The organism is Azospira sp. I09 (genome assembly GCF_009177135.1).
GTDB lineage: Bacteria > Pseudomonadota > Gammaproteobacteria > Burkholderiales > Rhodocyclaceae > Azospira > Azospira oryzae.
In genome coordinates this window covers 2711433-2738347 of record NZ_AP021844.1, presented here as the reverse complement: position 1 = coordinate 2738347, position 26915 = coordinate 2711433, and the positions used below count along the sequence as shown (strand labels likewise).

Genomic DNA, 26915 nt, shown 5'->3' with positions numbered 1-26915 from the left:
TCAGGCTCCTGCATGCAGTTCGGTGGTGGCCGCCGCTGCCAGATCGATGCCGGCGCGGCCGAACCAGTAGCCGTCGCACAGGCCGTGCTCGGCCCACTGGGGCTGTTCCGCCACCTCTTCGCCGCGGCGGGCGCGCTCGAAGGCGGCGACGATGGCGGCAGTATGCGCCGGTTGGGGGCTGATGCGCACGGCGTCGATGCCCATCTGCGACAGTTCGGGCATCAGGTGCAGCAGGCTGTAGGTCTGGGCCGACATGGTCTGGATGCCGTTGATGACCAGGAAGGGCTGCTTTTCCCGGGTCAGCAGGGTCAGGCCCTCGCTGTGGTCCAGGCACTTGAACTGGCAGTCGTCCTTGTTCAGGTTGTAGTGCCGGGCGGTGAAGCAGCGGGCGGAGAAGGCCAGGGGAATCTTGCCGAAGGCGAAGACCTCCGTCTCCATGCCTGCCGGACGCGCCTGGTGCAGGGTCTGCACCAGTTCCCGGGTCGCCTCCAGGGGCGGCACCCAGCGCTTGGCGCCGAGGCCGGCGAAGTAGGCCAGGGCCGATTCGTTGTAGATGTTGAGGTGGGGGCCGCAGACGAAGGGCAGCTGCTTTTCCCGAGCCAGGCTGACGGCGCCCAGGTCGTTGGCCTCGAGGGAGCAGTTGCCCTCCTCCACCAGACGGCGCAGGGCCTTCAGGTCGCTTTCCGATTCCAGCAGGGCCTGGGCCGAGATCACCACCTCCTTGCCCGATTCGGCCAGGTCCCTGGCCAGGCCGATCCAGTCGCTGGTGCGCAGCTGCTGGCGGCGGGAGCACACCACTTCGCCCAGGTAGATGCGGTCCAGGGGCGTCTCCAGCATGGAGGCGTAGAAATTCATCACTTCCTGCTTGGGCCAGAACCACAGCAGGGGGCCGAGGGAGAGTTTCATGGTCATGTTCGTGCTTTCCTCTCTCAGCGCCAGGGCCGGTTGTAGGCGCCCAGGGTGGCCTGGTGGCCCTCGGAAACCTTGGTCAGTTCGGCCTGCCAGGAAGGCTTGACGCTGTAGCGGTCGTTGCCGTCCTTGAGGCTGTCCAGGGCGGCACGCAGGGTGCGGGTGACCTGGGTGACGTAGGCGGGGCTGCGCTGGCGGCCTTCGACCTTGATGGCGCGGACGCCGATCTTGACGATCTCCGGCAGCACCGAGAGGACGTTGAGGGAGGTGGGTTCCTCCAGGGCGTAGTAGGTCTCGCCCTGGACTTCGAAGCGGCCCTTGCACAGGGTCGGGTAGCCGGCGTTTTCCTGGTCGCCGTAGCTGTCGATGAGGATGCCGTTGAGGCGGGCGTCCATGCGGCCCGGATTCTTTTCCCAGCGCACGTACTTGGCCGGGGAACAGGCGCCGACGGTGTTGGGGGATTCGCCGCAGGCGTAGGAAGAAAGCCAGCAGCGGCCCTCGTTCATGACGCAGAGGCTGCCGAAGCCGAAGACCTCGATTTCCACCGGGGTGTTCTTGATGACGTGCTCCACCTGGGCCAGGGTCAGCACCCGGGGCAGCACGGCGCGGCGGATGCCGAATTCCTTGTGGCAGAAATTGACCGCCTCGTAATTGGTGGCGGAACCCTGCACGGAGAGGTGCAGGTTGAGGTTCGGGTATTTCTCCCGGGCGTAGGCCAGCAGGCCCACGTCGGCCAGGATCAGGGCGTCCACGCCGAGGCCGGCGGCCACGTCCACCGCCTCCCGCCAGGCCTGCACGCGGCCGGGCTGGGCATAGGTGTTGAGGGCCAGCAGCACTTCCTTGCCGCGGCTCTGGGCGTAATGCAGCCCTTCGGCCATGGTCTTCTCGTCGAAATTGAGGCCGGCGAAGTTGCGGGCGTTGGTGTCGTTCTTGAAGCCCAGGTAGACGGTGTCGGCGCCGTTATCGACGGCGGCTTTGAGCGCCGGCAGGCTGCCGGCGGGGCAGACCAGTTCGGGCAAGGGATTGTTCGACATGGCAAAAATGGGGAATCCGGGGAAGCCGGGAGTATAGCCCCGCCCCCGCGCAACCCCTTGATTTCGGTCAAACAGGGGGCAGGGAGCGCCTGGCGGACTGCAGCCGGGCTGGGACAAACGTGTAAGCTGATGCGCTCCCCATGCCCCGAATGAATCCCATGAAGTGCGTCGATGCAGCCTGGAAAGCCCACGAGGCGGAACTGATGCGGTTCATCGCCGCCCGCCTGCCCGACCGGGAGGAGGCCCGGGACCTGCTCCAGGAGGTTTTCCTGCGGGCGCTGCGGCAACCCGATGCCCTGTGCGGGGTGGAAAATCCCCGGGCCTGGCTGTTCCAGGTGGCCCGCAACCTGCTGATCGACCGCTTCCGCCTGCAGCGGCAGCAACTGCCCCTGGACGAAGACTGGCCCGCCGCCGAGATCCCCGAAGTCCCCCCGGTGGACAGGCTGGCCGACTGCCTGCCCCGGGTTCTCGGCGAACTGGCGGAGGCCGACCGGGAGGCCATCCGCCTGTGCGACATCGAAGGCCTGAGCCAGCAGGAATTCGCCCAGCGCCAGGGACTCTCCCTGGCTGCGGCCAAGTCCCGCGTGCAAAGGGCCCGCCGCCGGCTGCGGGCCCGTCTGGTGCAGGCCTGCCAGGTGCGTTTCGACGGCGAAGGCCAGGTCTGCTGCTTCGTGCCCCGGCCGCCCCTCCTTCCCCGGGACTAGCTGCATCCTTTTTGCCCCTGCTTCGTCTTCTGTGCGAGATGCCCCGTTGCCGGCCACGGCCGGGGCCAACACCGCCTTTCGCGAACAGGAGTGAAGATGAATGTGGAAATGAACACGGCGGCCCCGGCAAGGGGCCTGGGATGGCGCTGGCTATGCGGCACGGCGGCAGCCGCCGGACTTTGGTTCTGGCTCTACGGCAATCTGACGGCCATGGCCGATTTCGTCGTTGCCGCCCTGGGACAGAGCCGTCAGACGGCCCTGGGCGAAGCCCTGCACTTCTTCGTCTATGACACGCCCAAGGTCCTGCTGCTGCTGACCGGCATCGTCTTCCTGATGGGCGTGATCCAGACCTTCTTCGCACCGGAGCGCACCCGCGCCCTGCTCTCCGGCAGGCGCACCGGGGTGGGCAACGTCCTGGCGGCCGGCCTGGGCATCGTCACGCCCTTCTGCTCCTGCTCCGCCGTGCCCTTTTTCATCGGCTTCCTCTCGGCGGGCGTGCCCCTGGGAGTGACCTTTTCGTTCCTCATCGCCGCCCCCATGATCAACGAGGTGGCCCTGGCCCTGCTCTTCGGCATGTTCGGCTGGCAGGTGGCCCTGCTCTACCTGGGACTGGGGCTGCTGGTCGCCATCCTGGCCGGACTGGTGATCGGCCACCTTAAGATGGAGGCCCACCTGGAAGATTGGGTGCAGGCGATCCAGGCGGGCGCCCCCGCCAGCTTTGCCGGCGGCGGCATGAGCTGGGTGCAGCGGGGCCGCGCCGGCCTGGACCATGTGCGGGACATCGTCGCCAAAGTGTGGCCCTACGTGGTGGCCGGCATCGCCCTGGGCGCGGGCATCCACGGCTACGTGCCGGAGGACTTCATGGCCTCCTTCATGGGCAAGGACGTGTGGTGGGCGGTGCCGGCGGCAGTCGTGCTCGGCGTGCCCATGTACACCAACGCGGCCGGCATCATCCCGGTGGTGGAGGCCCTCATCGGCAAGGGTGCCGCCCTGGGCACGGTCCTGGCCTTCATGATGAGCGTCATCGCCCTTTCGGCGCCGGAGATGATCATTCTGCGCAAGGCCCTCAAGCCCCGCCTGATCGCCACTTTCGCCGGCGTGGTGGCCCTGGGCATCCTCCTCGTCGGTTACGTCTTCAACGCCGTTCTATAAGGAAGCATGATGAAAGAAGTGAAAGTCCTGGGCACGGGCTGTGCCAAATGCAAGACCCTGGTGGCCATGGTGGAACAGGCGGCCGTGCGTACCGGCACCGCCATCAATCTGGAAAAGGTCGAGGACATGGCCCGCATCATCGGCTACGGCGTCATGGCGACGCCGGCCCTGGTGATCGAGGGCCGGGTGGTCCACAGCGGCAGCCTGCCGGAGGCAGGGAGGATCGACCGGCTGCTGCAGGAATCCTGACATTTCCGGTCCGCCGGGTGTCGGCGGCGTGCCAATGAAAAACCGGCTCCGGGTCGCCCCGGGCCGGTTTTCTCTTTTGATTGTTTCTCTGTTGGGGAGGTACGGAAGCTGGGAGAGTTACACCCCCGTACCGGTGCGACGAAACCGTGCAAGCTTTGCTGTCACGACCCGCCTTCGCTCCCCGTCGCACGGGAGAGTCGGCGGACCGGCGCTCAGAATTTGACCGCGATGTCCTCGTCCAGCAGCATGTACTGGCAGGCCAGGCGCCAGCCCGGGGCCAGGTCCTTCACCACCAGTTCGTCCAGCTCGGCCTGCTTGACCTTGCCGGCCAGCACCAGGGCGGTCTTTTCCTTTTCCGTCAGGTGGGCGGCCATGGGCTGCTTGTTGCCCAGGTGCAGCACTTCCACGGCGCAGGAGCCGCAGTTGCCGTCCTGGCACTCGAAATCCACGGGGATCTTGTGTTCCTTGGCCAGGCCGAGGATGGTGGAACGGTTGCCGGCCACGGCATACACGGTCACGTCCTTCTTCTGCTTGGGGGAGGAAAACGTCACGTTCGGCATTGAATCACTCCTGTAAAAAAATCCCGCCCGCCATCGAAGACCTGATGGACGGGCGGGCAGATCGTCACCGCACGACGTCGAAACTGGTGCCCTTCGGATCCTTGTCGAGCACGTCGAAGATCTTGTCGAGGATCTTCACGAGCACGTTGAGGCCGCCCTGGTAACCCCAGATGGGGAAGCGATGGTGGTGGTGCCGGTCGAAGATCGGGAAGCCGATCCGGATCAGGGGCACGCCCGTGTCACGCTCCAGGAACTTGCCGTAGGAGGAGCCGATGAGGAAGTCGGAAGGCTCGGTGGCGAGCAGGGAACGCATGTGCCACAGGTCCTTGCCGGCGTAGATCTTGGCTTCCTTGCCGAAGGGGCTGGCTTCCAGCAGGGCGCCGAGCTTGGTCTCGAAGTCCTTGGTGGAATTGGTGACCACGATGTGCTTGGGCTCGGCGCCGACTTCCAGGAGGAAGCTGACCAGGCCGTAGACCATGTCGGGGTCGCCGAACAGGGAGAAGCTCTTGCCGTGCAGGTAGGCCTGGGAGTCGGCGATGGCGTCCACCAGACGGCCCCGTTCCTTTTCCAGCTCGGCCGGGATGGCCTTGCCGGTGACGCGGGAGACTTCCATGAGGAAGGCATCGGTGGCGGTGACGCCCACCGGGTTGTGGAAGGCGACGACTTCCTGGCCCTTTTCCTTGATGAACTCGCCGGTCTTGGCCGTGGAGAAGCCCTGCAGCAGGAAGGTGGCCTTGGCATTGACGGCGGCGATGCCGTCGTCGATCTTGGTGCCACCGTCGTACATGCGGAATTCGCCGTCGGCCGGAGTATCGAAGACGTCGGAGGGATCGGAGAGGACGGTGAAATCCACACCCATCAGGCCCAGCAGGCGCTTGATTTCCCGGTTGTTGCCGACGCAGTAGCCGTCGAAGCCGCCGTTCACGTTGATGGCGGCGCCTTCCTTGCGTTCCTGGCCGGCCCACAGGTTGGTCAGCACGCCCTTGAGCATGTTGTCGTAGCCGGTGATGTGGCTGCCGACGAAGGACGGGGTATGGGCGAAGGGCACGCGGAAGTCTTCCGGGATGGAGCCCTTCTGCTTGGCGTTCTTGATGAAGCCGTCCAGGTCGTCGCCGATCACCTCGGCCATGCAGGTGGTGGAGACGGCGATCATCTTCGGCTTGTACAGCGCGTGGGCGTTGGCCAGGCCGTCGATCATGTTGTTCAGGCCGCCGAACACGGCCGCGTCTTCCGTCATGGAGTCGGAAACGCAGGAGGAAGGCTCCTTGAAGTGACGGTTCAGGTGGGAACGGAAGTAGGCGACGCAGCCTTGGGAACCATGCACATAGGGTAGGGTGCCTTCGAAGCCGGAGGCGCAGAGGACGGCGCCCAGGGGCTGGCAGGCCTTGGCCGGATTGACGGTCAGGGCTTCGCGCTTGAAGTTGATTTCCCGGTATTCCCAGGACTTGGTGAAGGCCTCGACTTCCTTGACCTTGTCGGCGGAAGCGCAGTCCTCGAACTGCTTCTTGCGGGCCATCAGGTCCTGGTATTCGGGCTGTTTGAACAGCTCGTTGTGGTCGAGCACTTTCTCAGCGGATTGCGGCATTTTGAATCTCCTTTTTACGCGCCGGGCGGTCATCCCCGCACCGACAGCGCTTCAAGTTTCCGGCTCCCCTAACCCTCTGCCGACCGGCAGCAGGCATGGGAGACGGACTTCGTACTTGCAGGCGGCCTGGGCTTACTTTTTCCAGGGGGCCTTGGTCATGCTCCAGACCGGGCTGTTGATGGCCATGTCCATGTCGCGGGCGAAGATGGCGAAGCCGTCGTAGCCGTGATACGGGCCGGAGTAGTCCCAGGAGTGCATCTGGCGGAAGGGGATGCCCATCTTCTGGAAGATGTACTTTTCCTTGACGCCGGAACCCACCAGGTCGGGACGGATCTTTTCGGCGAACTTCTCGAACTCGAAGCCGGTCACGTCGTCGTAGATCAGGGTGCCGTCTTTGACGTAGTGGGTGGTGCGCTGGTAGTCGTCGCCGTGGGCGAATTCGTAACCGGCACCGACCACTTCCATGCCCAGGTCCTCATAGGCGCCGACCACGTGACGGGGGCGCAGGCCGCCCACGTACAGCATGACCTTCTTGCCCGTCAGGCGCGGCTTGTACTTGGCGATGATGCCGTCCACCATGGCCTGGTACTTGGCGATGACCTTCTCGGCGTTTTCCTTGATCGTGTCGTCGAAGTGGGAAGCGATTTCCCGCAGGGAGGCAGCGATCTTGGAGGGGCCGAAGAAGTTGTACTCGACCCAGGGAATGCCGTACTTCTCTTCCATGTGCCGGCTGATGTAGTTCATGGAACGGTAGCAGTGCAGCAGGTTGAGCTTGGCCTTGGGGGTCTTTTCCATTTCCGCCAGGGTGCCGTCGCCGGACCACTGGGCGATCACGCGCAGGCCCATCTCTTCCAGCAGGATGCGGGAGGACCAGGCGTCGCCGCCGATGTTGTAGTCGCCGATGATGGTGACGTCGTAGGGGGTGGATTCGAAGCCCTTGTTGTCGGCCTTGTCCAGGACCCAGTCGCGCACCATGTCGTTGGCGATGTGGTGGCCCAGGGACTGGGAGACGCCGCGGAAGCCTTCGCAACGCACCGGCACGATGGTCTTGGAGATTTCCTTGGTCTTCTTCTTGGCCACGGCCTCGATGTCGTCACCGATGAGGCCGATGGGACATTCGGACTGGATGGAGATGCCGCGGGCCAGGGGGAAGATTTCCGTGATCTCGTCGATCACCTTGTCCAGCTTCTTGTCGCCGCCGAAGACGATGTCCTTCTCCTGGAAGTCGGAGGTGACCTGCAGGACGGTGAAGTTGTCCACGCCGACGGTGCCGGAGGCGTAGTTGCGACGGGTGCCCCAGGAGTACTGGCCGCAGCCCACGGGACCGTGGGAGATGTGCACCATGTCCTTGATCGGGCCCCACACCACGCCCTTGGAGCCGGCATAGGCACAACCGCGGATGGTCATGACGCCGGGCAGGGACTTGATGTTGGACTTCACGCCGCAGTCGGGCTTGCCCTCTTCGTACACGTTGAGGTGCTTGGCGCGCTTCTTGGCGGCCTTCTCCGGGTAGGCTTCGAGCACCTCCTGGATCAGCGCCTGGTTGCGCGTTTTGTCGTCGAGTACCGCACTCATGTGATTCTCCTAAATTGCGTATTCGCTCAGCGGAACCCGGCCGCTCCGGAGGGAGCCCTGCCGGTTTCCGCGCCGGTGATCCTTAAGCGGCGCTCTTGGACTTGCCGACGATGGACTCGTCTTCCTTGCTCATGATGCCGAACTCGAGCAGCAGGTCCTCCAGCTCGTCCATGGAGATGGGGGTGGGGATCACGCCGTTGCCGGCATTGGCATGGACCTTCTGGGCCAGGGCGCGGTATTCGCCGGCCTGCTTGGACTCAGGGTCGTACTCCAGCACGGTCATGCGGCGCAGTTCGGCGTGCTGCACCACGTTGTCGCGGGGGACGAAGTGGATCAGCTTGGTGCCGAGCTTCTTGGCCAGGGCGTCGGCCAGCTCGTATTCCTTGTCGGTCTTGCGCTCGTTGCAGATCAGACCGCCCAGACGCACGCCGCCGGCATTGGCGTACTTCAGGATGCCCTTGGAGATGTTGTTGGCGGCGTACATGGCCATCATTTCGCCGGACATGACGATGTAGATTTCCTGGGCCTTGTTCTCGCGGATGGGCATGGCGAAGCCGCCACACACCACGTCGCCCAGCACGTCGTAGGAAACGTAGTCCACGCCGTCGTAGGCGCCGTTCTCTTCGAGGAAGTTGATGGCGGTGATAACGCCGCGGCCGGCGCAGCCGACGCCGGGTTCCGGACCGCCGGATTCAACGCAGCGGATGTCGCGGTAGCCCACCTTCAGCACGTCTTCCAGTTCCAGGTCTTCCACGGAGCCGGCGTCGGCCGCCAGGGAGAGCACGGTGTCCTGGGCCTTGGCGTGCAGGATCAGACGGGTGGAGTCGGCCTTCGGGTCGCAGCCGACGATGAGGATCTTTTGGCCCATTTCAGCCAGGGCCGCCAGGGTGTTTTGGGAGGTGGTGGATTTGCCGATGCCACCCTTGCCGTAGAAGGCGATTTGACGCAATGCACTCATTTCATTTCCCCTCGATGGTTGAAGTCACAAAATCAATCCCGGCGGTGCCAGGCTTGACCTACTATGGCAAGGGCCGTGCCAGGTCCTCGTTTGCGCCGCAATGCCTTGATACGACTGGAAAATGTGTTTTGCACCGGACCCTCGCGGCCATGTTGCGAACACGACAAAGGCCCCCGCCCCTGTCGTAAAGACCGCATTCCCCGGCCCCGGACGACGCCCCCAAAGCGGACCGCGCCAGGAGGCGCGCCGGATGGACCTCGCCGCCACCCCACGGCCGGGAGGTCCGTCCCTCCTGCCTCCCCGGCCGGGCATCGCCCAGGCCGCCGCCCTCGCCGGCCGGGTGCGCCAGAACGGGGAATAGATGTTGCTTATGTGCCGGGCATGAAGCCCGACCTGCCCACCGTCCCCCTCGCCCCGCCGCCCCCCGGCCACAGCACCAACCTGGTGGGCGTGCCCTCGGGCCTCCTCGCCAGCCCCGCCTTCAACGAGCACCCCCTGCGCCTGCACATCAGCGGCGTGCGGGAGACCAGCCCGGCCCTCTTCCGCATGCTGGAGGATTCCACCTGCGCCGAGGAGGCCATGGACGCCTTCCAGAAATACATGGCGGCCGTGTTCGGGGTGAACGAGGGGCCGGAGCGACGGCCCCGGGACGACGGCACAGCGCGCCCCGGCCCCCGTCTCTTCCGCTCCAGCTACCGGCGCCTGCTGCAGGGCTGGGGTTTCGATGCCAACAACCCGGAAGGGGCGGTGCTCAAGGGCTGGGTGGAAAGCCGCTTCGGCCTCCTGCCCACCTTCCACAAGGAGCCCCTTGGCCGCTATCCCTCCCGGGCCTGGATGACCTATGTGGAAGAAAAGATGTGCGCCCGCTTCCACAACAACTCCATTCAGCTGCAGCTGGACCTGCTCTACGAGTACTGCCAGTGGATGCTGGCCCGCTACATCTTTCCCAGCCGCCGCCACCTGACCCTCTACCGGGGCGTGAACGACCTCTCCGAACACCACGTGGTCAGCACCCTGTCGCGGCGGGAAGCCATCGTGCGGCAGAACAACCTGATCTCCTTCACCGACGACCGGGAGGTGGCCGACCAGTTCGGCGACACCATCCTGGAAGTGCAGGTGCCCCTGGTGAAGATCCTCTTCTTCAACGGCCTCCTGCCCGGCCCCGTGCTCAAGGGCGAAGGCGAATACCTGGTGATCGGCGGCGATTACCGGGTGCAGATGAGCTACTACTGAAGGAGCCTGCGCCGTGTTCCTCACCCAGCCCCGCCATCCCCCCGCCCCGTCCGGCTCCCTGCTCGACCGGGTGCGGGCCGCCTACCTGGGCTTTGCCATCGGCGACGCCCTCGGCGCCACGGTGGAGTTCCTCACCCCCGGCGAAATCGCCGCCCAGTACGGCGTGCACGAACACATCACCGGCGGCGGCTGGCTGCGCCTGAAGCCCGGCCAGATCACCGACGACACCCAGATGAGCCTGGCCCTGGGCGACGCCATCCTGGAACACCCGGAATGGAACCTCACCTGCGTCGCCGAACACTTCCTCGCCTGGCTGAAAACCAAGCCCATCGACGTGGGCAACACCTGCCGCCGCGGCATCGTCCGCTACATGCACAAGGGCACACTGGAATCCCCCTACAGCGACGGCGACGCCGGCAACGGCGCCGTCATGCGCAACCTGCCGGTGGTCATCGCCACCCTGGGGGACGACGACGCCTTTGCCCGCTGGAGCCTGGAACAGGCCCACCTGACCCACAACCATCCCCTCTCCGATGTGGCCACCCTGACCCTGGGCTGCATGACCCGGGCCCTGCTGCGGGGCGAAGGCAAAGAGCGGGCGCGGCAGCTGGCCGATGCCCTGGTGGCCGGTCACCGCAACTTCCGCTTCGATCCCTACCCCAAGCGGGCCACCGGCTATGTGGTGGATACCCTGCAAACCGTCTGCCACGCCTTCTTCAGCACCGACAGCTTCGAAGCCTGCCTGGTGAAGACGGTGAACCTGGGAGGCGACGCGGACACCAACGGCGCCCTGGCCGCCATGCTCGCCGGCGCCCACTACGGCGAGGCCGCCATTCCCTTCCGCTGGCTGCGGCGCCTGGACCGGCACGCCCGCATGGCCGTGGAAGCCCAGGCGGCGGGCCTGCTCACCCTGTCCCAGCGCCGCGCCGCCCCCTGAGCCATTCCCCGGCCCCCCTCCCGGGGGTCGGCAGCCGGCGCCATATGCGCTATGGTTACGTCTCTTACGGCGCAACCCCCAAGGGCATTTCCCATGACCACCGGCTCCAGCGATCAGCACCAGGTATTCGAACAAATCGGCAAGATGACCCGGGACCTGCACGAAACCCTGCAGGCCCTGGGCCACGACAAGGCCCTGGAACGCACCGTGGACGCCATTCCCGACGCCCGGGAACGGCTCAACTACGTGCTCTCCATGACCGAACAGGCCGTCTCCCGCGTGCTCAACGCCGTGGACAGCATCAGTCCCACCCAGGACCGGGCCCAGGAAGGCGCCCGCCAGCTCCTCGCCGACTGGGAGCGGGTGGCCGACAAGCGCAAGGATTCCCGGGACTACCAGGAAACACTGGCCCGCACCCAAGCCTACCTGCAGCAGAGCGACGCCGAGGCCGCCGCCAACAAGGCCCAGCTCACCGAAATCATCCTGGCCCAGGAATTCCAGGACCTCACCGGCCAGGTCATCAAGAAAATCGTGGACCTGGCCCAGGACATGGAAAGCCAGCTCCTCACCCTGCTCGCCCGCACCGCCCCCGGCGAAGGCAAGCAGCCCAAGGACGGCCTCCTCAACGGCCCGGCCATGGATTCGGACAAGAACCAGAAACAGGCCTTCGGCTCCCAGTCGGAAGTGGACAACTTCCTCGAGAGCCTGGGGTTCTAGCTGCCTTTGCCACTGGCCGGCTCCAGTAAAAGCGCCAGCCGGGGCTGACAACGGCAGCCGGCTTTTGTATCGTTCCCAACCTGTTCAAGGAGCGATTCCCATGCCCCCTCTCTTTCTCGACGACTTAGCCCCCGGCCAGCGTTTCACCACGCCGGGCGTTACCCTCACCGAAGCGGAGATCATCGACTTCGCCTGGCGCTACGATCCCCAGCCCTTCCATCTGGATGTGAACGCCGCCGCGGAATCGCCCTATGGCGGGCTCATCGCCAGCGGTTTCCAGAGCCTGGCCCTGGCTTTCCGCCTGTTCATCCAGAGCGGCATCTTCAACCGCTCGAGCATCGGCTCCCCGGGCATCGACGAGCTGCGCTGGCTGGCGCCGGTGCGGCCCGGCGATACCCTGCATACGGAAATCGAGGTGCTGGAAGTGAAGCCCTCTTCCTCCAAGCCGGACCGGGGCATCGCCCGCCTCAAGTACGTGGCGGCCAATCAGCGCGGCGAGGCGGTGCTGAGCTTCATCGTCATGCACCTGCTCAAGCGGGCCGGCGCGTGAAGCCGGAGGACCTGCAGCTGCTGGTGACCCGGGAGATGCCCTTCGGCAAGCACAAGGGCACGCTCATCGCCGACCTGCCGGGCAACTACCTCAACTGGTTCGCCCGGGAGGGCTTCCCCCCCGGCGAGATCGGCCGGCTGCTGGCCCTGATGCAGGAGATCGACCACAACGGCCTCTCCCATCTGCTCCAGCCCCTGCGCCAGGGGCGCTAGCGGCGCCAGAACACAGGGCCCCGGCGGGGCCCTTTTCTTTTCAATGGATGTTGAAGCAGCCCGCCGTCTCGGCATCATCGCCCAGGCGCGCCAGTTCGCGCCGGATGTGGCGCAGCAGCTGGCTACCGACGGGCAGGCAGTCCTTCGGCCGCACCTGCCAGCCGTCGGGGCCGGGGCTGATGTCGGCCACGGTCTCCGCCAGCATTTCCGGGATGCCGTCCTCGATGCCGTAGTAGCGTTCGATCCAGCGGATGCGATGGAAAGGGGCGGCGGCCAGGAGGGCCGGATGCTGGCTCAGGGCGGCGGCGATGACCCGGTCGATGGCGACGGAGATGGAGACGCCCGGGTTCTCCGGCAGCTCGTGCAGGATGGCCAGGATGCCCTCCCCCTCCGGCGGCGCCGCCAGGGTCAGGCCGCACAGGGAAGGCCGGCCGCCGAGGCGGTAGCGCACCAGCAGCATGGGGCTCAGGCCACCGCGCAGTCCAGGGCGGCCTCCAGGGCCGCCGCCACTTCGGCCAGGGGCCGGTCGATGACCGTGATGCCCTGCTCGGCGATGAAGCGCAGTTCGTTGCGGGTCAGTTCCACCGCCGGCAGCACGGCGAAGTGGGGGCCGGCGGAGCGCTTCATCACCTGGCGCGCATAGGTGCGGGTCAGCTGATCGCGGAAGCGGCAGCCGAAGAAGACGAAACCCCGGCTGGTGCGGCGGCTTTTCACCGCCTCGGGGATGGGGGTCTGGATGTCGATCTCCGTCAGCACTTCGACGAAGTCGGAATCGGAGATGATGAAGTTGCCTGCCGGCTGCACCCCGCCCAGGGGCTTGTACACCAGGGTGCGGCAGGCCGCCGCCCCGGCCTCGGGGAGGGGGGCACCGGCGGCGTCGTAGCAGAGATACCAGCCTTCCCGCACCTCGGCCCGGCTGACACCCTGGATCTGGGCCCAATCACTGTTGCCGGCGAAGGCGCCGGCGAGAGCCGTGTCGTAGCCCGTGTCCACCACCAGGGGCGGCGCCAGGCGGGCCAGCAGGCGGTAGAAGGCGGGCACTTCGGCCGGGGTGGCGAAGGCCTCCAACATCAGCTTGCGCAGGGTCTTGCGATGGCGGAAATTCTCGATGTACTGGGCCGTGGCCGTGGGGTTGCGGCGGATGCGCGAAGGCACCGTGGCCCGCTTGGAGAGGAAGGCGGCGAGAGCCTCCGGCGCCAGGGGCAGGGCGGCGTTGGCCGGTGCCAGCAGCACCGCCTCGGCCCCCAGGTAGGGAATCAGGGCGCCGCTGCCAAGACCGTCGGCAACGGTGGCGAGCAGACCGTCGGTGCTGTCGGCGCCCATGGTCTTCACTCCTCGCTCAGCTTGGCGGCTTCGATGGTGATGGGCATGGGGGTGTCCACCGCCATCTCCGGCAGCTGCAGCTTCCAGCCGTTGCCCAGGGTGATCTGGCCGCCCCACAGGGTAGCCTTCTCGGTGAACACCACGTCCTGCTCCAGGTCCTTCTTGGGGACGTAGACCGACAGGTTGCCGTTCTTGTCCTTGCGCAAGGTGATTTTCATGTTGCCCTCTCCCACTTGGTCTAAAGATTCGATTTCGCGTCCCTTCATGCCGACCAGGCAGCCCCGGTCCACGAAGTCCACGCCATAGATGTAAAACTGCTGCAGAAAGGTGCCGATACTGGTGACGTAGCCCACGTCCCCCTTGTGCACCAGCACCTCGCCGATTTCCCTGAGGGGATAGGTGCCGTCGTTCTTCACATACTTCCGGGCGACGACTTTCTCGCCGAAATGGAACTGGGGCGGGCCATCCAGTTCCACCACATCGCTGTCCCGGGCCGACATGATCCCGGCCTCAGCCCTTGTGGCTGGAGCAGCCAGCCATGGCGCCCTGGGGCGCCTGGTCCCGCTTCATGAAGGTGACCACGCCGACGCCGCCCGCGGCGGCACCGTCACCGGCCCCGCAGCCGCAGACGTGGGGGCCGTTGGGGTTGGTGAAGGAGAGGCCGGAGGACGAGGGGCTTTCCTTGAAGTCGATGGTGTAGCCGTGCAGCAGGCTGCAGCTCTCGGCGGTGAGGAACAGGAGGGCCCCGTTCTGCTCGATCACCGTGTCGCCGGGCGTCGGCGTCTCGGCCACGGTGAAGCTGGAATCGAAGCCGGAACAGCCGCCGGGCTTGACCGAGAGGCGGAAACCGGCGGACGCCGAGCCTTCGCCGAAACGCACCATCTGGCGCATGTACTTGGCGGCGCGGGGGGTGATGTTGACGCACATATCCTTACCTCCGGGGGTTGGGGTTTTTTTGTTTAGCCACAGAGGGCACAGAGAACACAGAGCAACGGCGACAACTTCCCGCGCTGCCGGCCTGACCTTCGGGCACAGCGCCCAGGGATTTTCCCTCTGTGTTCTCTGTGTCCTCTGTGGCTGCCTTCAGGCCTGGTAGCGCGGCACGCTCTTGTCCACGACGATGCAGTCTGCCGGGCAGGCGGCGATGCACTGGGGATCGTCGTAATGACCGATGCACTCGGTGCAGCCGTCAGCCTTGATGGCGAACAGGCCGTTCTTCTCGTAGATGGCGTCGTTGGGACATTCCTGTTCGCAGGCACCGCAGGCGGTACAGGCGGAGGCGTTGATCTTGTAGGCCATGATGGGCTCCTTGTCTTAGGGGGTGACGGATGGGTTGGATGGCCTCAGGCGACCAGGCTGGTGGCGCCCTGGCGCCGCTCCAGACGCTGCTGGAACCAGGCCAGGGCCGAGGCTTCGATGTATTCGTGGGCGTAGTCCTGCACCGGCTCGATGCCCGCGGCCTGCAGTTCCTTCATGGGGCAGTGGCCGATCTTGGCCACCAGCACGGCGGCGCAGTCCTGGAGGGCGTCGAGGATGGAGGGCATGGCCTCCTCTTCCTCGTAGCCGCCGGCGCAGTAGTGCTCCACCTTGCGATGGCCGACGAACTTGGCGCCGGCGGCGGAGACTTCGTACACCTGGAACTCGCTGGCGTGGCCGAAGTGCTGGTTGATGCGGCCGCCGCCCTTGGTGGCCACGGCCACCAGGGCCTTCTCCGAAGCGCCGGCCAGGCCGGCCTTCTTCTCCGCTTCGGCGGCACGCTGATCGGCCCGCTCCTTTTCGACGAAGTCCCGGTAGGCCTGGCGGGCGGTGGGGTCGTAGGTGGCGGCAATGGCGTCCAGCTTGTCGCTGGTGAATTCCTGGCTGCGGTCCTCCCCCAGCATGCCGACGGCGTCGGCGCGGCACTGGCGGCAGTGGCGCATCAGCTTCATGTCGCCTTCGCACTCGTCCTGCAGGGCCTTCAGTTCGGCGGCGGTGGGGCCGCGCTGGCCGGTGAGGCCGAAGTGGGTGCCGTGGGCCGGGTCGGAAATGAGCGGCATGATGTTGTGCAGGAAGGCGCCCTTGGCCTTCACCACCTTGTTCACTTCCTTCAGGTGATGGTCGTTGATGCCGGGGATCAGCACCGAGTTCACCTTCACCAGGATGCCGGCGGCGGTGAGCATCTCCAGGCCCAGCATCTGCCGCTCGTGCAGGATCTTCGCCGCTTCCAGGCCGTGGTAGCGCTTGTGGTTGTGGAAGATCCAGGGATAGATGTGCTGGCCCACTTCCGGGTCCACCATGTTGATGGTGATGGTGACGTGGTCCACGTTGAACTTCTTGATGGTCTCCACGTGGTCCGGCAGGGCCAGGCCGTTGGTGGAGAGACAGAGCTTGATGTCCGGCGCGCTCTGCTGGATCAGTTCGAAGGTCTTGAAGGTCTTGGCCGGATTGGCCAGGGCGTCGCCCGGGCCGGCGATGCCGACCACGGAAAGCTGGGGAATCTCGGCGGCCACCGCCAGCACCTTCTTGCCCGCCATTTCCGGGGTCAGCTTCTCGCTCACCACGCCGGGGCGGGATTCGTTGGCACAGTCGTACTTGCGGTTGCAGTAGTTGCACTGGATGTTGCAGGCCGGGGCCACCGCCACGTGCATGCGGGCGAAGTGGTGGTGGGCCTCGCTGCTGTAGCAGGGGTGGTCCTTCACCTTCTCCCAGATGTGGGCGGGCATGTCGGCCGGACCTTCGCCGGAGCCGCAGCTGGAGGAGCTGCAGCCGCCGGCGGACGCGGCGCCGCTGTGGGCGGAAGCGATGGGGATGATGCGGCGGGAAGCCGGGGCTCCTGCCGCCGTTCCACTCATGCCGCTCATGCCAGTTTGGGCGCTCGGGTTCTGCATGGTCCGCTCCTGTCGGGGTTGGGGCTCGTTGTCTCGGGGCCCTTGACTGCAGGCCCTGCAACACCCCTAGAGCAACCCATGTGCCAGGTCCGGAATTTCCATTTTTATTGCGAGTAAACAATCACTTGGGCAACCGGTGTCGGCTTTTACCCTTTGTCGCGGACACGACGCCCCTGTATCGAAGCCGACAATGGCCCGGGACGCCGAGCGCCCCTCGCTGTGCCGCCGAAACCCGCGTGGATAGGGCATCTCCAAGGCATGACCGGCACTGGCACAGTTCTCGCACTGGTGGTGGCGTCATTCAATCCAACCTACTTATCCCTTGAGGCTGCCATGACCCAAAACGCCGTACTCTCCAAACTCTCCGGCAAACTGCTCTCCCCCCTCATCAGCGGCCCCACGGGCAAGGCCGGGCGCTTCGGCTTCCGCGGCGAACTGGGCCTGGAATTCCCGGAAAGCGTCGCCGGCGAAGCCCGTCCCCCCATCACCAAGGCCGACCAAGTGATCCTGGCCGCCGAAGGCGAACAGCTGGTGTTCTTCGCCGCCCACGTGGACTCCCTCGCCCACCTGGACCACATCGTCGCCATGATGGGCGATTCCCTGGTGCCCGCCGGGAAGTACTTCCTCTTCGCCGGCAACGTGGACTTCTCCAAGAAGTACGCCGTGGAAGTGGGCGGTGTCAGCTGGAACGTGTATCCCCTGGACGAAGCCACGGTGTGGAATGAACTGCTGGACCTGCTCTACCTGGAACGCAGCGACCTGAAGAAGGCCTCCGCCGAAGCCAAGGTGGACGCGGTGGTGGATGCGGCGGCCAAGTACAACGGCAAGCTGCCGGTGATCCCCTACGCCCAGGCCCTGGCCGAAATGGGTCCGGTGAAGGTGGCCGAGAACCGCCCCGTCTGATCTCTCCTCGGTCCGCACCCTGCCCCCGGGGCGCGGACCTTTTGCTTACGTCGCTCCCGCCGGCGGCCGTTCCCAGCCACGGGTGCAAGCCAGGGCCGGCCTTCCGGCCGGGAGTGGCGTATCCCTTTTTGACGCTTCCCGACGGCAACGGCCATGGCCCACGTCATCTTCTACGAAAAGCCCGGCTGCGGCGGCAATGCCCGACAGCGGGCCCTGCTCCAGGCCGCCGGCCACACCCTGACGGTGCGCGACCTGCTGGGCGAGCCATGGACGGCAGCCACCTTGCTGGCCTTCCTCGAGCCCCTGCCGGTGAGCGAGTGGTTCAACCGGGCCGCTCCCCGCCTCAAGAATGGTGAAGTGCAGCCCGAAACCCTGGGCCGGGATGATGCCCTGGCCCTGCTGCTGGCCGAGCCCCTGCTGATCCGCCGCCCCCTGTTGCAGGTGGGCGAGGAACGGCGGGTGGGCTTCGACACGACCGCCATCGCCCAATGGATCGGCCTGGAAGGCGCAGGGGATAAGGATGTCAGCGAGGACTGCCCCAAGGGCGAAGAGCACCGGCCCTGTCCGCCGCCCACAGCCTAGAATCGCCGTCCCATAAGGCCCTCCGGGCATCTCCCGGATGAGCCGCACCCTACCCCGCGCCCCGCCTAAATTCCGCCAACGACCCGCCCCGGGGTGGCGAACCACCCGGCCGATCCGGCGCCTCGAACGCTATGGACGAGGTGCGCCGGAAGCTACAGGCGCTTCACCTCGATGTTAAATTTCTTCAGGGCGTAGCCGATCTGCCGCGGCGTCAGGTTGAGCAGCCGGGCCGCCTTGGCCTGGACCCAGCCGCAACGTTCCATGGCCTCGATCAGCCGTTCCCGTTCCGAGACGAAGGCGTCGCTGCCTTCGGCCAGGTCGTCGTCACCGTAGTCGGGCGGTGCCGCCGCAGGCATGGCCGGCCGGGCCGGCGCCGCCACCACCGGAATGGGGTCGCGGAAGTGAACCGGCTGGGATTGGGGCTGGATCGGCTCCCGGGCCGGGAAGGTGGTGTGGCCGCCGGGATGGGTGCCCGGCATGTCCATCACCGGATGGCAGGCCCGGGAGGCGGAGGATTCGAGCAGCACGGAGGAGAAGCACTGGCCTTTCTGGCAGCGCATGTCCGACTCCCGGATGAGGGCGCCCCGGGTCATGGTGGCGGCCCGCTCGATGCAGTTCTCCAGCTCCCGCACGTTGCCCGGCCAGTTGCAGTGCTGCAGGATCTCCACCGCACCGGGCGTGATGGTCAGCTTGCGGTTGTTCTCCCGGTTGAAGCGGGAAAGGAAGAAATCCACCAGCAGGGGGATGTCCTCCTTGCGCTCCCGCAGGGGCGGCAGCAGGATGGCCACCACATTGAGGCGGAAATAGAGGTCGGCGCGGAAGTCGCCCTTCTGCACCATTTCCTCCAGGTTGCGGTTGGTGGCGGCCACCAGGCGGAAGTTGGCCTTGTGGGTCTTGTTGCCGCCGACCCGCTCGAACTCGTGCTCCTGCAGGACGCGCAGCAGCTTGGCCTGGAAGGAGGAGGAAATGTCGCCGATCTCGTCCAGGAACAGGGTGCCGCCGTCGGCCATCTCGAAACGGCCCTTGCGCTCGGCGGTGGCGCCGGTGAAAGCGCCCTTCTCGTGGCCGAAGAGTTCGGATTCGAGCAGGGTCTCCGGCAGGGCGGCACAGTTCACCTTGACGAAGGGGCCCTTGGAACGGGGCGACAGATAATGGATGGCGTGGGCGATGGCCTCCTTGCCGGTGCCCGACTCGCCCCGCAGCAGGATGGTGGAGTTGCCCGGTGCCGCCTGGTGCACGTCGGCGAACACCTCCTTCATGCGCTTGGAGCGGCCGATGACGTTTTCCACGTCGTACTTGCCCTGCAACTGCTTCTGCAGGCGGTGGGTCTCCAGCATCAGCTGGGCCCGCTCGGCGGCGATGGCCTGGTGCAGCTTGAAGGTCTGGCCCACCAGGCTGGCCACCAGGGACAGCAGGCGCACGTCCCGGTCGAAGCTGGCGGGCTTGGAGGCGCCGGGAGGCCGGTCCACGCTGAGCACGCCCACCACCTCGCGGCCGATCTTCACCGGCACGGCGATGAGGGCCACCCCGGCGCACTGGGACAGATCCCGGCCGGTACGGTTGATGAAGACCGGGTCGGCGGTGATGTCGGGCACCACCATGGGGCTGCCGTGCTTGAGCACCTGGCCGACGATGCCGCTTTCGGCGTCGAGGATGATGTCTTCCTGGACGGCAAAAGGCACCCCGGCTGCACCAAGTACGTGCAGTTTTCCTTCGCCCTGCACCATGCTGACCATGGCATGCCTCATGTGGAGGTGGGTCAGCATGACGTTGAGCGCCTCCCGCACCGACTTCTGGAAGTCCAGCGAGGAGGTGAGAATCTTGCTGATCTCATAGATGGTGACCAGTTCCAGGTCAGCATCCCGATCCAGTTTTGTTGCCGTCATAACCAGCTCCTGAAGAGTTCTTCTGCCTCCCCCGCGAACTCTTTTTCTTGTGGCTGAATCAGAGCAGGTTCCATGCCACGATCGTGACCTAATTCACGCCTGGCCCCCGTCGTCGCCGCCCACCACCTCCACCCGGTTGCGGCCCCCCGCCTTGGCCCGGTACAGGGCCTGGTCGGCCCGGGCGATGAGGGCATCGGCCTCGTCCCCCTCGCCCCGGTAGCTGGCCAGGCCGACGCTGACGCTCACCGCAATCTCCAGCACCACGTTGCCGGGCAGCACCACCCGCACCGGCGCCGCGCCGACGGCCGCCCGCAGGCGCTCGCCCACGGCCGCCAGGTCCTCCTCCCGGGTCTGGGGCAGGATCACCAGGAACTCCTCGCCGCCGTAGCGGATCGGCACGTCGGCCTTGCGGATGGTGTCCATCAGGCGCCGCGCCGTCTCCCGCAGCACCTGGTCCCCCGCGGGGTGGCCGTGGCTGTCGTTGATGCGCTTGAAGTGGTCGATGTCGAGCATGGCCACCGCCAGTTCGATCTCGTGGCGGCGCGAGGCGTAGGCCGCCTCGTCGAGCCGGGCCAGGCCGTAGCGGCGGTTGCGGCAGCGGGTCAGGGGATCGGTGACGGCGCCGGTGTAGTTGCGCGAGTTTTCCACCGCCAGGGTCAGGTGGCCGCCCAGGTTGGCCAGCAGTTCCTCGTCGGCCTGGACCCGGGAAGCCCCTTCCATGCTGCACACCAGGAGGCCGGAGAGGCGGCCGCCGCTGCCCAGGGGCACGGCGAAATGCAGGGCGCCACCGCCCACGCCCAGTTGCAGTTCCAGGCTGGCCACCGCCGCCTGGGCCATGGACAGGGGAAAGCCGTCCAGGGCCTCCCGGGCCAGGGCTTCCTGGCCCAGCAGGGCCGGCGCCAGGGCGCCTTCGCCGGTGAACAGGGCCTCGCTGCGGTCACTGGCGCAGACCCAGGTGCCGTCGGCCGATTCGGCGAAGAAGGCGACGAAGGCCGGCGCCAGCTTCTGTTCCAGGACCCGCACCACGGTGGAGGCCACCGCCGACATTTCCATGTTGCGGGAGACCTCCACCACCAGGGTGTACAGCAGGCCCGACTCCAGGTTGGAGGATTCGAGACGGGCCACCTGGTCCTCGATGCGGTCCACCATGTGGTTGAAATGGGCCGCCAGATGGCCTAGTTCGCCCCGTTCGGCCACCGGCGCCCGGGCCTGCAGGTCGCCGCCGGCCAGGCGCCCGGCCGTGTCCACCAGCACCTCTACCGGCTCCAGCACGGAGCGGCGGAATAACCAGTAGATCAGCACCAGGGACACCAGGCCGCAGGCCAGGCCGATCAGCAGCAGGCCGCGGCGCCGCTCGGCGGCAGCCTGGTTGAGGGGGGTCAGGTCGAAATCCACCAGCACCAGGCCCCGCAGCTTTTCCCCCGGGTCCTGGTGGCAGCCCTTGCATTCGGGCCGGGCCGGCACGGCGCCGACCACCCGCAGCCAGTGCTGGCCCGCCGCATCCACCACGGCCCGGGTGACGGGAAACTGTTCGGGCACCATGCCGTCGCAGCCGGGGCAGGCCGGGTTGCCGGCCACCTCGATGCTGCCGCCGCGCAGGGACGGGTCGGTACTGGCCTTGACGCTGCCGTTGCGGGCCAGCACGGAAATGCGGCCGACGCCGGCCGTCTCGATGTAGGTGGAAGCTTCCCGGGTGACGCCGTCCCAGGCGGCGGCACCGCCGCCGGCCAGCATGCGCCGCACCAGGCCCTCGGCCACCAGGCTGGAAATCTTGTGGGCGTGGGCCGTGTGCTGTTCGCCGTAGAGGCGCTCCTCCTGCCGGGTCACCAGCCAACCCACCACCACCAGGGCGGCCACCAGCACCAGCATGGCGCCGACGCCGATGCGCACGGAAATGCGCTGCCACCAGGGCACATGTCCGGGCACCTCCCGGCCGGGGTACGCTCCTGCCACCACGATCCCACCTCCCTTGATCCCGCCGGGTTGTTCCCGGTTCTAGGCGTTTGGCATTGTACGCCGGCCGCAGCGCGGGAGGGTCATGGCAGCACGGTGGTCAGGCGCCCTCCGCCTCCGCCAGGTGGGCCAGCAGGGCATCCACCACCCGGGCATCGAAACGGCTGCCGCGGCCCAGGGCAAGCTCCCGCAGCCCCTCTTCCCGGGAACGGGCGGCCCGGTAGGGGCGGTGGGAAATGATGGCGTCGAAGACGTCGGCCACGGCGATGATGCGGGCTTCCAGGCAGATGTCCTCGCCCGCCAGCCCCTGGGGATAGCCGCTGCCGTCCACCCGTTCGTGGTGCTGGTGCACCATGTCGGCGATGGGCCAGGGAAAATCGATGCCGCACAGGATTTCGTAACCCACCTGGGGGTGGTAGCGGATGATTTCCAGTTCCGGCGGCGACAGCTTCCCCGGCTTGCCGAGAATGTCGAGGGGGACGGAGATCTTGCCGATGTCGTGGATGCGGGCGCCCAGCTGCAGCCCCTGGCGCTGCTCTTCATCAAGCTCCAGGCGGCGGGCGATGGCCTCGCACAGGGTCGCCACCTGGTTCTGGTGGCCGGCGGTGTAGGCGTCCCGCTTCTCGATGGCCAGGGCGATGGCATCCACCGTCCGGCTGAAGGAGGCCGCCAGCTGGGCGCTGTGGTGCAGGGCCGCTTCCTGGGCGGCGCGCAGGGGCGTCAAATCCTCGTGGGCCACCACGGCGCGGATCGGGCCGCCATCGTCGGGGAAAGGGGAAACGGTGAGCAGGAACCAGCGCCGCTCCGTGGGCGAGTGGCAGGGATACTCGATCTGGAACTTGGGCGACCGCCCCTTGAGCACGGCCCGGATGCCGCCGGCAATGCGGCGGGCCAGCTCCATCTCTTCGGCACTGCACCGGGCGCAGGGCTGGCAGCCCTGCATGCCGTCGAGCAGCTGCAGGTAGTTGAGGCCCAGGCCATAGCCGGGGGAACGGCCGCAGTTGCTGTCGGCGAAGCGTTTCCAGGCCTCGTTAACCGCCACGATGGTGCCGGCCCCGTCGAGCAGGGCGATATGGGCGGTCATGGCGTCCATGATGGGCCGGAAGCGGGCTCCGGCTTCCTCGAATGGCGGCCTGGCAACGGGGTCCCCCAGGGACGGGAGGGGTTCGCAGAGTGTCATGATGGCTTGGCCTATTACTTATGGCTTAGTCCATCATACGCCTTTGATGCGGCCAAACCAGCCCTTGCGGTGGCCGCCCGGCGGACTAGAATGCGGCCCGTTGCCCGGCCGCCCGGCCGGCTCCCCAACCTGCCCGGCAACACCCGGAGAACGACCATGAAGATCAACGACATTCCCCTCGGCGGACGTTTCGTCCTGGAAGGACAAACCTACGTCAAGACCGGCCCCATGATGGCCCGCGGCGAAGGCGGCGAAACCCGGGTGGTGCCCCGCTACATGGTGCTGCAGGCCGCCGCCGGCGCCGTTGCCGGCACCCCTGCCGCCGCGGCGCCGGCGGCGGACCGGGCCGCCCTGGGCCAGGCCTGGTCCCGCTTCTACGCCGAATGCCGCCAACTGGTGCCGCCCCAGGCCCAGGGTCAACTGGAGGCCGCCCGGCAGCGCTTCCTCGCCGCCAGCGGCCTGGAGGACGGGCAATAGGGCCGGCCACGGGAAATGCCGGGAGCGGGAACAGGACGGAAGGGAAAAGGGACGGCGGAAATGAAAATGGACACCCGGAGGTGTCCATTTTCTGAAACTTGGCGCGCCCGGCGCGATTCGAACGCACGACCCCTGCCTTCGGAGGGCAGTACTCTATCCAGCTGAGCTACGGGCGCAAAAGGGACGGCAAGAATACCCGGTTTTTCCCCGGGCGTCCATGCCCGCCCTTGGGATCACTCTGACTTTGCGGATATAATTCGCCCCTCGCACCCTCCCCCCGGCATGAAATAAAAGGAATTTTCCCCATGGCTGACCAACAAGACCACTCCAGCAAGTCCATCATGTACTGGTCGATCGCGATCGCGATCGTCCTCATGGTGGCCCTCGTTCCCCTGTCCAAGCTGGGCAAGGGCACCGCCGGCGGCGCCAGCGCCGAAGACGCCGATGCCCGCATCGCTCCGGTGGCCAAGGTGGCCCTGCAGGTGGCCAGCGCCGCCGCTCCCGCCGGCCCCGTCGATCCCAAGGCCACCTACAACGCCGTCTGCGCCGCCTGTCACGCTTCCGGCGCTGCCGGCGCTCCCAAGGCCGGCGACAAGGCTGCCTGGGCTCCCCGCATCGCCGCGGGCAAGGACACCCTGTACAAGAACGCCATCGGCGGCAAGGGCGCCATGCCTCCCAAGGGCGGTTCCAGCCTGAGCGACGACGACTTCAAGAAGGTGGTGGATTACCTGGTCGGCCTGTCCAAGTAAGCCGCGACGGACCGGAGCTTTCCGGTCCCGCAAAAAAGGGCGCCGGATCTTACGATCCGGCGCCCTTTTTTCATGTTGCAGCGGCCTTCGGGTTGGCCGCGTAAGCCTTACTTCTTGGCGGGTTCGGCAGGCTTCGCTTCGGGCTTGGCGGCCTCGGCCTTTTCAGCCTTCTCGCCGGCCTGCTCGGCCTTCTTCTCCACCTTCTTGTGGCCGTGCTTCACGGCCGGCTTGGCCTCGGCCTTCGCTTCCGCCTTCACTTCGGCCTTCGGTGCTTCCACCGCGGCCTTGGCCGGTGCAGCGGCAGGCGCCGCAGGAGTGGCGGGGGTGGCCGGCGTGGCGGGAGCCTGGGCGAAAGCGGTACCGAAAGCAGCGAAGAGGGCAACAGCGATGAGGTTCTTGGTCATTTCTCTATCTCCTGAAATTTGGCTTGTCCTTCCGGTCGCGAAACCATTTCGCTCCCTTGAGGGCAATAACGCCAACCACCAACTTCCGGTTTGCAGGTGAACGGTAACTCCCCGTAACGCCTTGTAACGCGGCCGGGAGCCGGAACAGGGAAAGGGATGGGACGGGCTCAGCTTTCGCCGCTGCCCAGCATGTTGCGCAGGTTGGCGAAGCGGGCCTTGCTGATGGCCTTGTCCGGCTCGGCGGCCGCCTTGCCGCCGCTGATGCGCAGGTCGTTGCCCATTTCGGCGATGAAGCGGGAGGGTTCGCAGGGGTACATTTCCTTGCCCTGCTTGCGCTTCTCGCACCAGGAGAGGTGCAGGTGCTGCCGCGCCCGGGTGATGCCGACGTACATCAGGCGCCGTTCCTCCTCCACCGTGCCCGACTCGACCGAGCTGCTGTGGGGCAGGATGCCCTCCTCCACCCCCACCAGGAAGACGTTCTTGTACTCCAGGCCCTTGGCGGCGTGCAGGGTGGACAGCTGCACCGCGTCGAACTCGCTGTCCTCGTTCTGCTTGTCCAGCATGTTGATGAGGGCGATGGTCTGGGTCAGGTCGATGAGGGTCTTTTCGTCCTTCTCGCCCTTGCCCGCCAGCCACTGGGAAAACTCCCGCACGTTGCCCCATTTGCTGTCGGCGGCCCGGGTCTCCTCGTGGTCGTAGAGCCAGGCCTCGTAGCCGATGGCGGTGAGCATGTCGTTCAGCACTTCGCCAGCGGGCTCCCGCAGGGCCCGCTGCTCGACCCGGTTGATGAACTCGCAGAACTGCAGCAGGGGCTCCAGCTGACGGTGGCTGACGCGCTGGGCGAAGCCTTCCTCGAAGGCGGCGGCGAAGAGGGAGATGTGGCGTTCGCCGGCATAGGTGCCCAGGGCTTCCAGGGTGGTGCCGCCGACGCCCCGCTTGGGCGTGGTGACGGCGCGGATGAAGGCCGGATCGTCGTCCTGGTTGGCCAGCAGGCGCAGGTAGGCGATGACGTCCTTGATCTCGGACTTCTCGAAGAAGCTGGTGCCGCCGGACATGACGTAGGGCACCCGGTTGTTGCGTAGGTGGGTTTCGAACAGCCGGGCCTGGTGGTTGGAGCGGTAGAGGATGGCGTAGTCGGAGAACTTGCTGCGCTTCTCGAACTTGTCGGCCAGCAGCTTCATCACCACCGACTCGGCCTCGTGCTCGTTGTCGCGGCAGACGGTGCCGCGGATGGCCTCGCCGTGGCCCAGGTCGGACCACAGCTTTTTCTCGAACAGCTTTTCGTTGTTGCCGATGACGTTGTTGGCGGCCTGCAGGATGCGGGCGGTGGAGCGGTAGTTCTGCTCCAGCATGATCAGCTTCAGGTTGGGATAGTCCCGCGGCAGGCCCCGCAGGTTTTCCACGTCGGCGCCGCGCCAGCCGTAGATGGCCTGATCGTCGTCGCCCACGGCGGTGAACATGGCCCGGGGCCCGGTCAGCAGCTTGAGCAGCTGGTACTGGCAGGCATTGGTGTCCTGGTATTCGTCCACCAGCAGGTAGCGCAGGCGGTTCTGCCACTTGTCGCGGATCTTCGGGTGTTCCTGGAAAAGCTGCATCGGCAGCAGGATCAGGTCGTCGAAATCCACCGCCTGGTAGGCCTTGAGGGTGGCGGCATAATCCCGGTAGGCCTTGGCGGCGAGAACCTCGATCTCGCTCTTGGCCTCGGCGGCGGCCTGGTCCGGCGACTTCATGGCGTTCTTCCAGCCGGAGACGAGCCACTGGATGCTGCGAATGGTGGCCTTGTCCACGCTGGCCGAGAGGTCGGCGAAGATGCTGTAGCAGTCGGTGGAATCGAAGATGGAGAACTTGGGCTTGTAGCCCAGGGCCTTGGCCTCCTCCCGCAGGATACGCACGCCGAGGGAGTGGAAGGTGCAGATGGTGAGGCCGGCGGTGGAGCCGCCCTGGAGCAGCTGGCCGACCCGTTCCTGCATTTCCCGGGCCGCCTTGTTGGTGAAGGTGATGGCGGCGATGTTGGCCGGGTTCATGCCGCATTCCTGGATCAGGTAGGCGATCTTCTGGGTGATCACCCGGGTCTTGCCCGAGCCGGCGCCGGCCAGGACGAGCAGGGGGCCGTCCAGGTAGTAGATGGCTTCGCGCTGGGGCGGATTCAGGCTGTGCAGGGGAACGGGGCTGGACACGGGATCAAGGGGCTTTCGGCAGGGCAGAAACGCCGCGCC

Annotated in this window: 29 protein-coding genes and 1 tRNA gene; 12 read left to right on the top strand and 18 right to left on the bottom strand. The window is 66.5% G+C overall.

Annotated features, from left to right (window positions below; genetic code table 11):
* Positions 1–912 carry a U32 family peptidase gene (locus tag AZSP09_RS12755; RefSeq protein WP_014236069.1) on the bottom strand — a complete coding sequence of 304 codons (912 nt, stop codon included), beginning with the start codon at positions 910–912 and terminating at the stop codon, positions 1–3.
* A gap of 17 nt (positions 913–929) precedes the next feature.
* A complete protein-coding gene (ubiU, locus tag AZSP09_RS12750) occupies positions 930–1943 on the bottom strand; it encodes a ubiquinone anaerobic biosynthesis protein UbiU (RefSeq protein WP_152090256.1) in 1014 nt (337 codons plus the stop codon).
* A 140-nt stretch (positions 1944–2083) separates the two neighbouring features.
* Between ubiU and sigZ the strand changes: the two genes are divergently transcribed.
* From sigZ to AZSP09_RS12735, 3 genes are all read left to right on the top strand, one after another.
* The gene (gene sigZ, locus AZSP09_RS12745; RefSeq protein ID WP_014236067.1) at positions 2084–2647 is read left to right on the top strand and encodes an RNA polymerase sigma factor SigZ; all 564 of its coding nucleotides are present in this window, start codon (positions 2084–2086) and stop codon (positions 2645–2647) included.
* 96 nt (positions 2648–2743) lie between these two features.
* Entirely contained in the window at positions 2744–3799 is a 1056-nt protein-coding gene (locus AZSP09_RS12740; protein ID WP_152090255.1) for a permease, read from the top strand.
* Between the two features lie 9 nt (positions 3800–3808).
* Positions 3809–4048, top strand: a complete 240-nt coding sequence (locus AZSP09_RS12735; RefSeq protein WP_152090254.1) for a thioredoxin family protein — start codon at positions 3809–3811, stop codon at positions 4046–4048.
* A gap of 212 nt (positions 4049–4260) precedes the next feature.
* Here AZSP09_RS12735 and AZSP09_RS12730 read toward each other — a convergent pair whose 3' ends face one another.
* The 4 genes from AZSP09_RS12730 to nifH all read right to left on the bottom strand — a co-directional run bounded on the left by AZSP09_RS12730 (position 4261) and on the right by nifH (position 8726).
* Positions 4261–4608, bottom strand: a complete 348-nt coding sequence (locus AZSP09_RS12730) for a 2Fe-2S iron-sulfur cluster-binding protein (protein ID WP_014236064.1) — start codon at positions 4606–4608, stop codon at positions 4261–4263.
* A 64-nt stretch (positions 4609–4672) separates the two neighbouring features.
* Entirely contained in the window at positions 4673–6193 is a 1521-nt protein-coding gene (gene nifK / locus AZSP09_RS12725) for a nitrogenase molybdenum-iron protein subunit beta (protein ID WP_014236063.1), read from the bottom strand.
* 132 nt (positions 6194–6325) lie between these two features.
* Positions 6326–7768 carry a nitrogenase molybdenum-iron protein alpha chain gene (gene nifD / locus AZSP09_RS12720; protein WP_014236062.1) on the bottom strand — a complete coding sequence of 481 codons (1443 nt, stop codon included), beginning with the start codon at positions 7766–7768 and terminating at the stop codon, positions 6326–6328.
* An 82-nt stretch (positions 7769–7850) separates the two neighbouring features.
* Complete coding sequence (nifH, locus tag AZSP09_RS12715; protein WP_014236061.1) at positions 7851–8726, bottom strand: nitrogenase iron protein; 876 nt, start codon at positions 8724–8726, stop codon at positions 7851–7853.
* A gap of 381 nt (positions 8727–9107) precedes the next feature.
* On the opposite strand from nifH, the gene AZSP09_RS12710 reads away from it, so the two are divergent.
* From AZSP09_RS12710 to AZSP09_RS12690, 5 genes are all read left to right on the top strand, one after another.
* Positions 9108–9959 (top strand): NAD(+)--dinitrogen-reductase ADP-D-ribosyltransferase, encoded by an 852-nt coding sequence (locus AZSP09_RS12710; RefSeq protein WP_014236060.1) that lies wholly within the window; start codon positions 9108–9110, stop codon positions 9957–9959.
* Between the two features lie 13 nt (positions 9960–9972).
* Positions 9973–10896, top strand: a complete 924-nt coding sequence (gene draG, locus AZSP09_RS12705; RefSeq protein ID WP_152090253.1) for an ADP-ribosyl-[dinitrogen reductase] hydrolase — start codon at positions 9973–9975, stop codon at positions 10894–10896.
* 93 nt (positions 10897–10989) lie between these two features.
* Positions 10990–11613, top strand: coding sequence for a protein phosphatase CheZ (locus AZSP09_RS12700; protein ID WP_172974759.1), 624 nt, complete (start codon positions 10990–10992; stop codon positions 11611–11613).
* Between the two features lie 100 nt (positions 11614–11713).
* Complete coding sequence (locus tag AZSP09_RS12695; protein WP_152090251.1) at positions 11714–12163, top strand: MaoC family dehydratase; 450 nt, start codon at positions 11714–11716, stop codon at positions 12161–12163.
* Positions 12160–12375, top strand: coding sequence for a DUF3820 family protein (locus tag AZSP09_RS12690; protein WP_014236055.1), 216 nt, complete (start codon positions 12160–12162; stop codon positions 12373–12375). Before AZSP09_RS12695 ends, AZSP09_RS12690 begins: the two co-directional genes overlap by 4 nt.
* 40 nt (positions 12376–12415) lie before the next feature.
* Here the strand turns inward: AZSP09_RS12690 and AZSP09_RS12685 are convergent, their stop codons facing one another.
* The 6 genes from AZSP09_RS12685 to nifB form a co-directional block, all read right to left on the bottom strand.
* Positions 12416–12835, bottom strand: coding sequence for a hypothetical protein (locus AZSP09_RS12685; RefSeq protein ID WP_152090250.1), 420 nt, complete (start codon positions 12833–12835; stop codon positions 12416–12418).
* A 5-nt stretch (positions 12836–12840) separates the two neighbouring features.
* The gene (locus AZSP09_RS12680) at positions 12841–13698 is read right to left on the bottom strand and encodes an SIR2 family NAD-dependent protein deacylase (RefSeq protein ID WP_152090249.1); all 858 of its coding nucleotides are present in this window, start codon (positions 13696–13698) and stop codon (positions 12841–12843) included.
* A gap of 5 nt (positions 13699–13703) precedes the next feature.
* Positions 13704–14198, bottom strand: coding sequence for a putative nitrogen fixation protein NifT (gene nifT / locus AZSP09_RS20385; protein ID WP_014236052.1), 495 nt, complete (start codon positions 14196–14198; stop codon positions 13704–13706).
* Positions 14199–14208: 10 nt separating this feature from the next.
* Entirely contained in the window at positions 14209–14625 is a 417-nt protein-coding gene (locus tag AZSP09_RS12670) for a HesB/IscA family protein (RefSeq protein WP_014236051.1), read from the bottom strand.
* Between the two features lie 156 nt (positions 14626–14781).
* Complete coding sequence (locus tag AZSP09_RS12665) at positions 14782–14997, bottom strand: 4Fe-4S binding protein (RefSeq protein ID WP_014236050.1); 216 nt, start codon at positions 14995–14997, stop codon at positions 14782–14784.
* A gap of 44 nt (positions 14998–15041) precedes the next feature.
* Complete coding sequence (gene nifB / locus AZSP09_RS12660; protein WP_130459556.1) at positions 15042–16565, bottom strand: nitrogenase cofactor biosynthesis protein NifB; 1524 nt, start codon at positions 16563–16565, stop codon at positions 15042–15044.
* A gap of 333 nt (positions 16566–16898) precedes the next feature.
* On the opposite strand from nifB, the gene AZSP09_RS12655 reads away from it, so the two are divergent.
* A complete protein-coding gene (locus tag AZSP09_RS12655; protein WP_014236048.1) occupies positions 16899–17468 on the top strand; it encodes a hypothetical protein in 570 nt (189 codons plus the stop codon).
* Positions 17469–17621: 153 nt separating this feature from the next.
* Positions 17622–18050, top strand: coding sequence for an ArsC/Spx/MgsR family protein (locus AZSP09_RS12650; RefSeq protein ID WP_152090248.1), 429 nt, complete (start codon positions 17622–17624; stop codon positions 18048–18050).
* A gap of 152 nt (positions 18051–18202) precedes the next feature.
* On the opposite strand, the gene nifA is transcribed toward AZSP09_RS12650, so the two are convergent.
* The 3 genes from nifA to AZSP09_RS12635 form a co-directional block, all read right to left on the bottom strand.
* On the bottom strand, positions 18203–19936 hold the full coding sequence (gene nifA, locus AZSP09_RS12645) for a nif-specific transcriptional activator NifA (RefSeq protein WP_014236046.1): 1734 nt from the start codon (positions 19934–19936) through the stop codon (positions 18203–18205).
* A gap of 93 nt (positions 19937–20029) precedes the next feature.
* Positions 20030–21892, bottom strand: a complete 1863-nt coding sequence (locus AZSP09_RS12640) for a GGDEF domain-containing protein (RefSeq protein ID WP_152090247.1) — start codon at positions 21890–21892, stop codon at positions 20030–20032.
* Between the two features lie 97 nt (positions 21893–21989).
* On the bottom strand, positions 21990–23069 hold the full coding sequence (locus tag AZSP09_RS12635; RefSeq protein WP_152090246.1) for an HD domain-containing phosphohydrolase: 1080 nt from the start codon (positions 23067–23069) through the stop codon (positions 21990–21992).
* Between the two features lie 156 nt (positions 23070–23225).
* Between AZSP09_RS12635 and AZSP09_RS12630 the strand changes: the two genes are divergently transcribed.
* Positions 23226–23546 (top strand): hypothetical protein, encoded by a 321-nt coding sequence (locus tag AZSP09_RS12630; protein WP_152090245.1) that lies wholly within the window; start codon positions 23226–23228, stop codon positions 23544–23546.
* 99 nt (positions 23547–23645) lie between these two features.
* Here the strand turns inward: AZSP09_RS12630 and AZSP09_RS12625 are convergent.
* Positions 23646–23722: transfer RNA gene (locus tag AZSP09_RS12625), tRNA-Arg, on the bottom strand.
* 129 nt (positions 23723–23851) lie between these two features.
* Between AZSP09_RS12625 and AZSP09_RS12620 the strand changes: the two genes are divergently transcribed.
* Positions 23852–24295: a c-type cytochrome gene (locus tag AZSP09_RS12620; RefSeq protein ID WP_152090244.1), complete on the top strand. Its 444-nt coding sequence runs from the start codon at positions 23852–23854 to the stop codon at positions 24293–24295.
* Between the two features lie 107 nt (positions 24296–24402).
* On the opposite strand, the gene AZSP09_RS12615 is transcribed toward AZSP09_RS12620, so the two are convergent.
* Positions 24403–24699 (bottom strand): hypothetical protein, encoded by a 297-nt coding sequence (locus AZSP09_RS12615; RefSeq protein ID WP_014235723.1) that lies wholly within the window; start codon positions 24697–24699, stop codon positions 24403–24405.
* A gap of 167 nt (positions 24700–24866) precedes the next feature.
* The gene (locus AZSP09_RS12610) at positions 24867–26876 is read right to left on the bottom strand and encodes a UvrD-helicase domain-containing protein (RefSeq protein WP_152090243.1); all 2010 of its coding nucleotides are present in this window, start codon (positions 26874–26876) and stop codon (positions 24867–24869) included.
* Positions 26877–26915 lie beyond the last annotated feature (39 nt).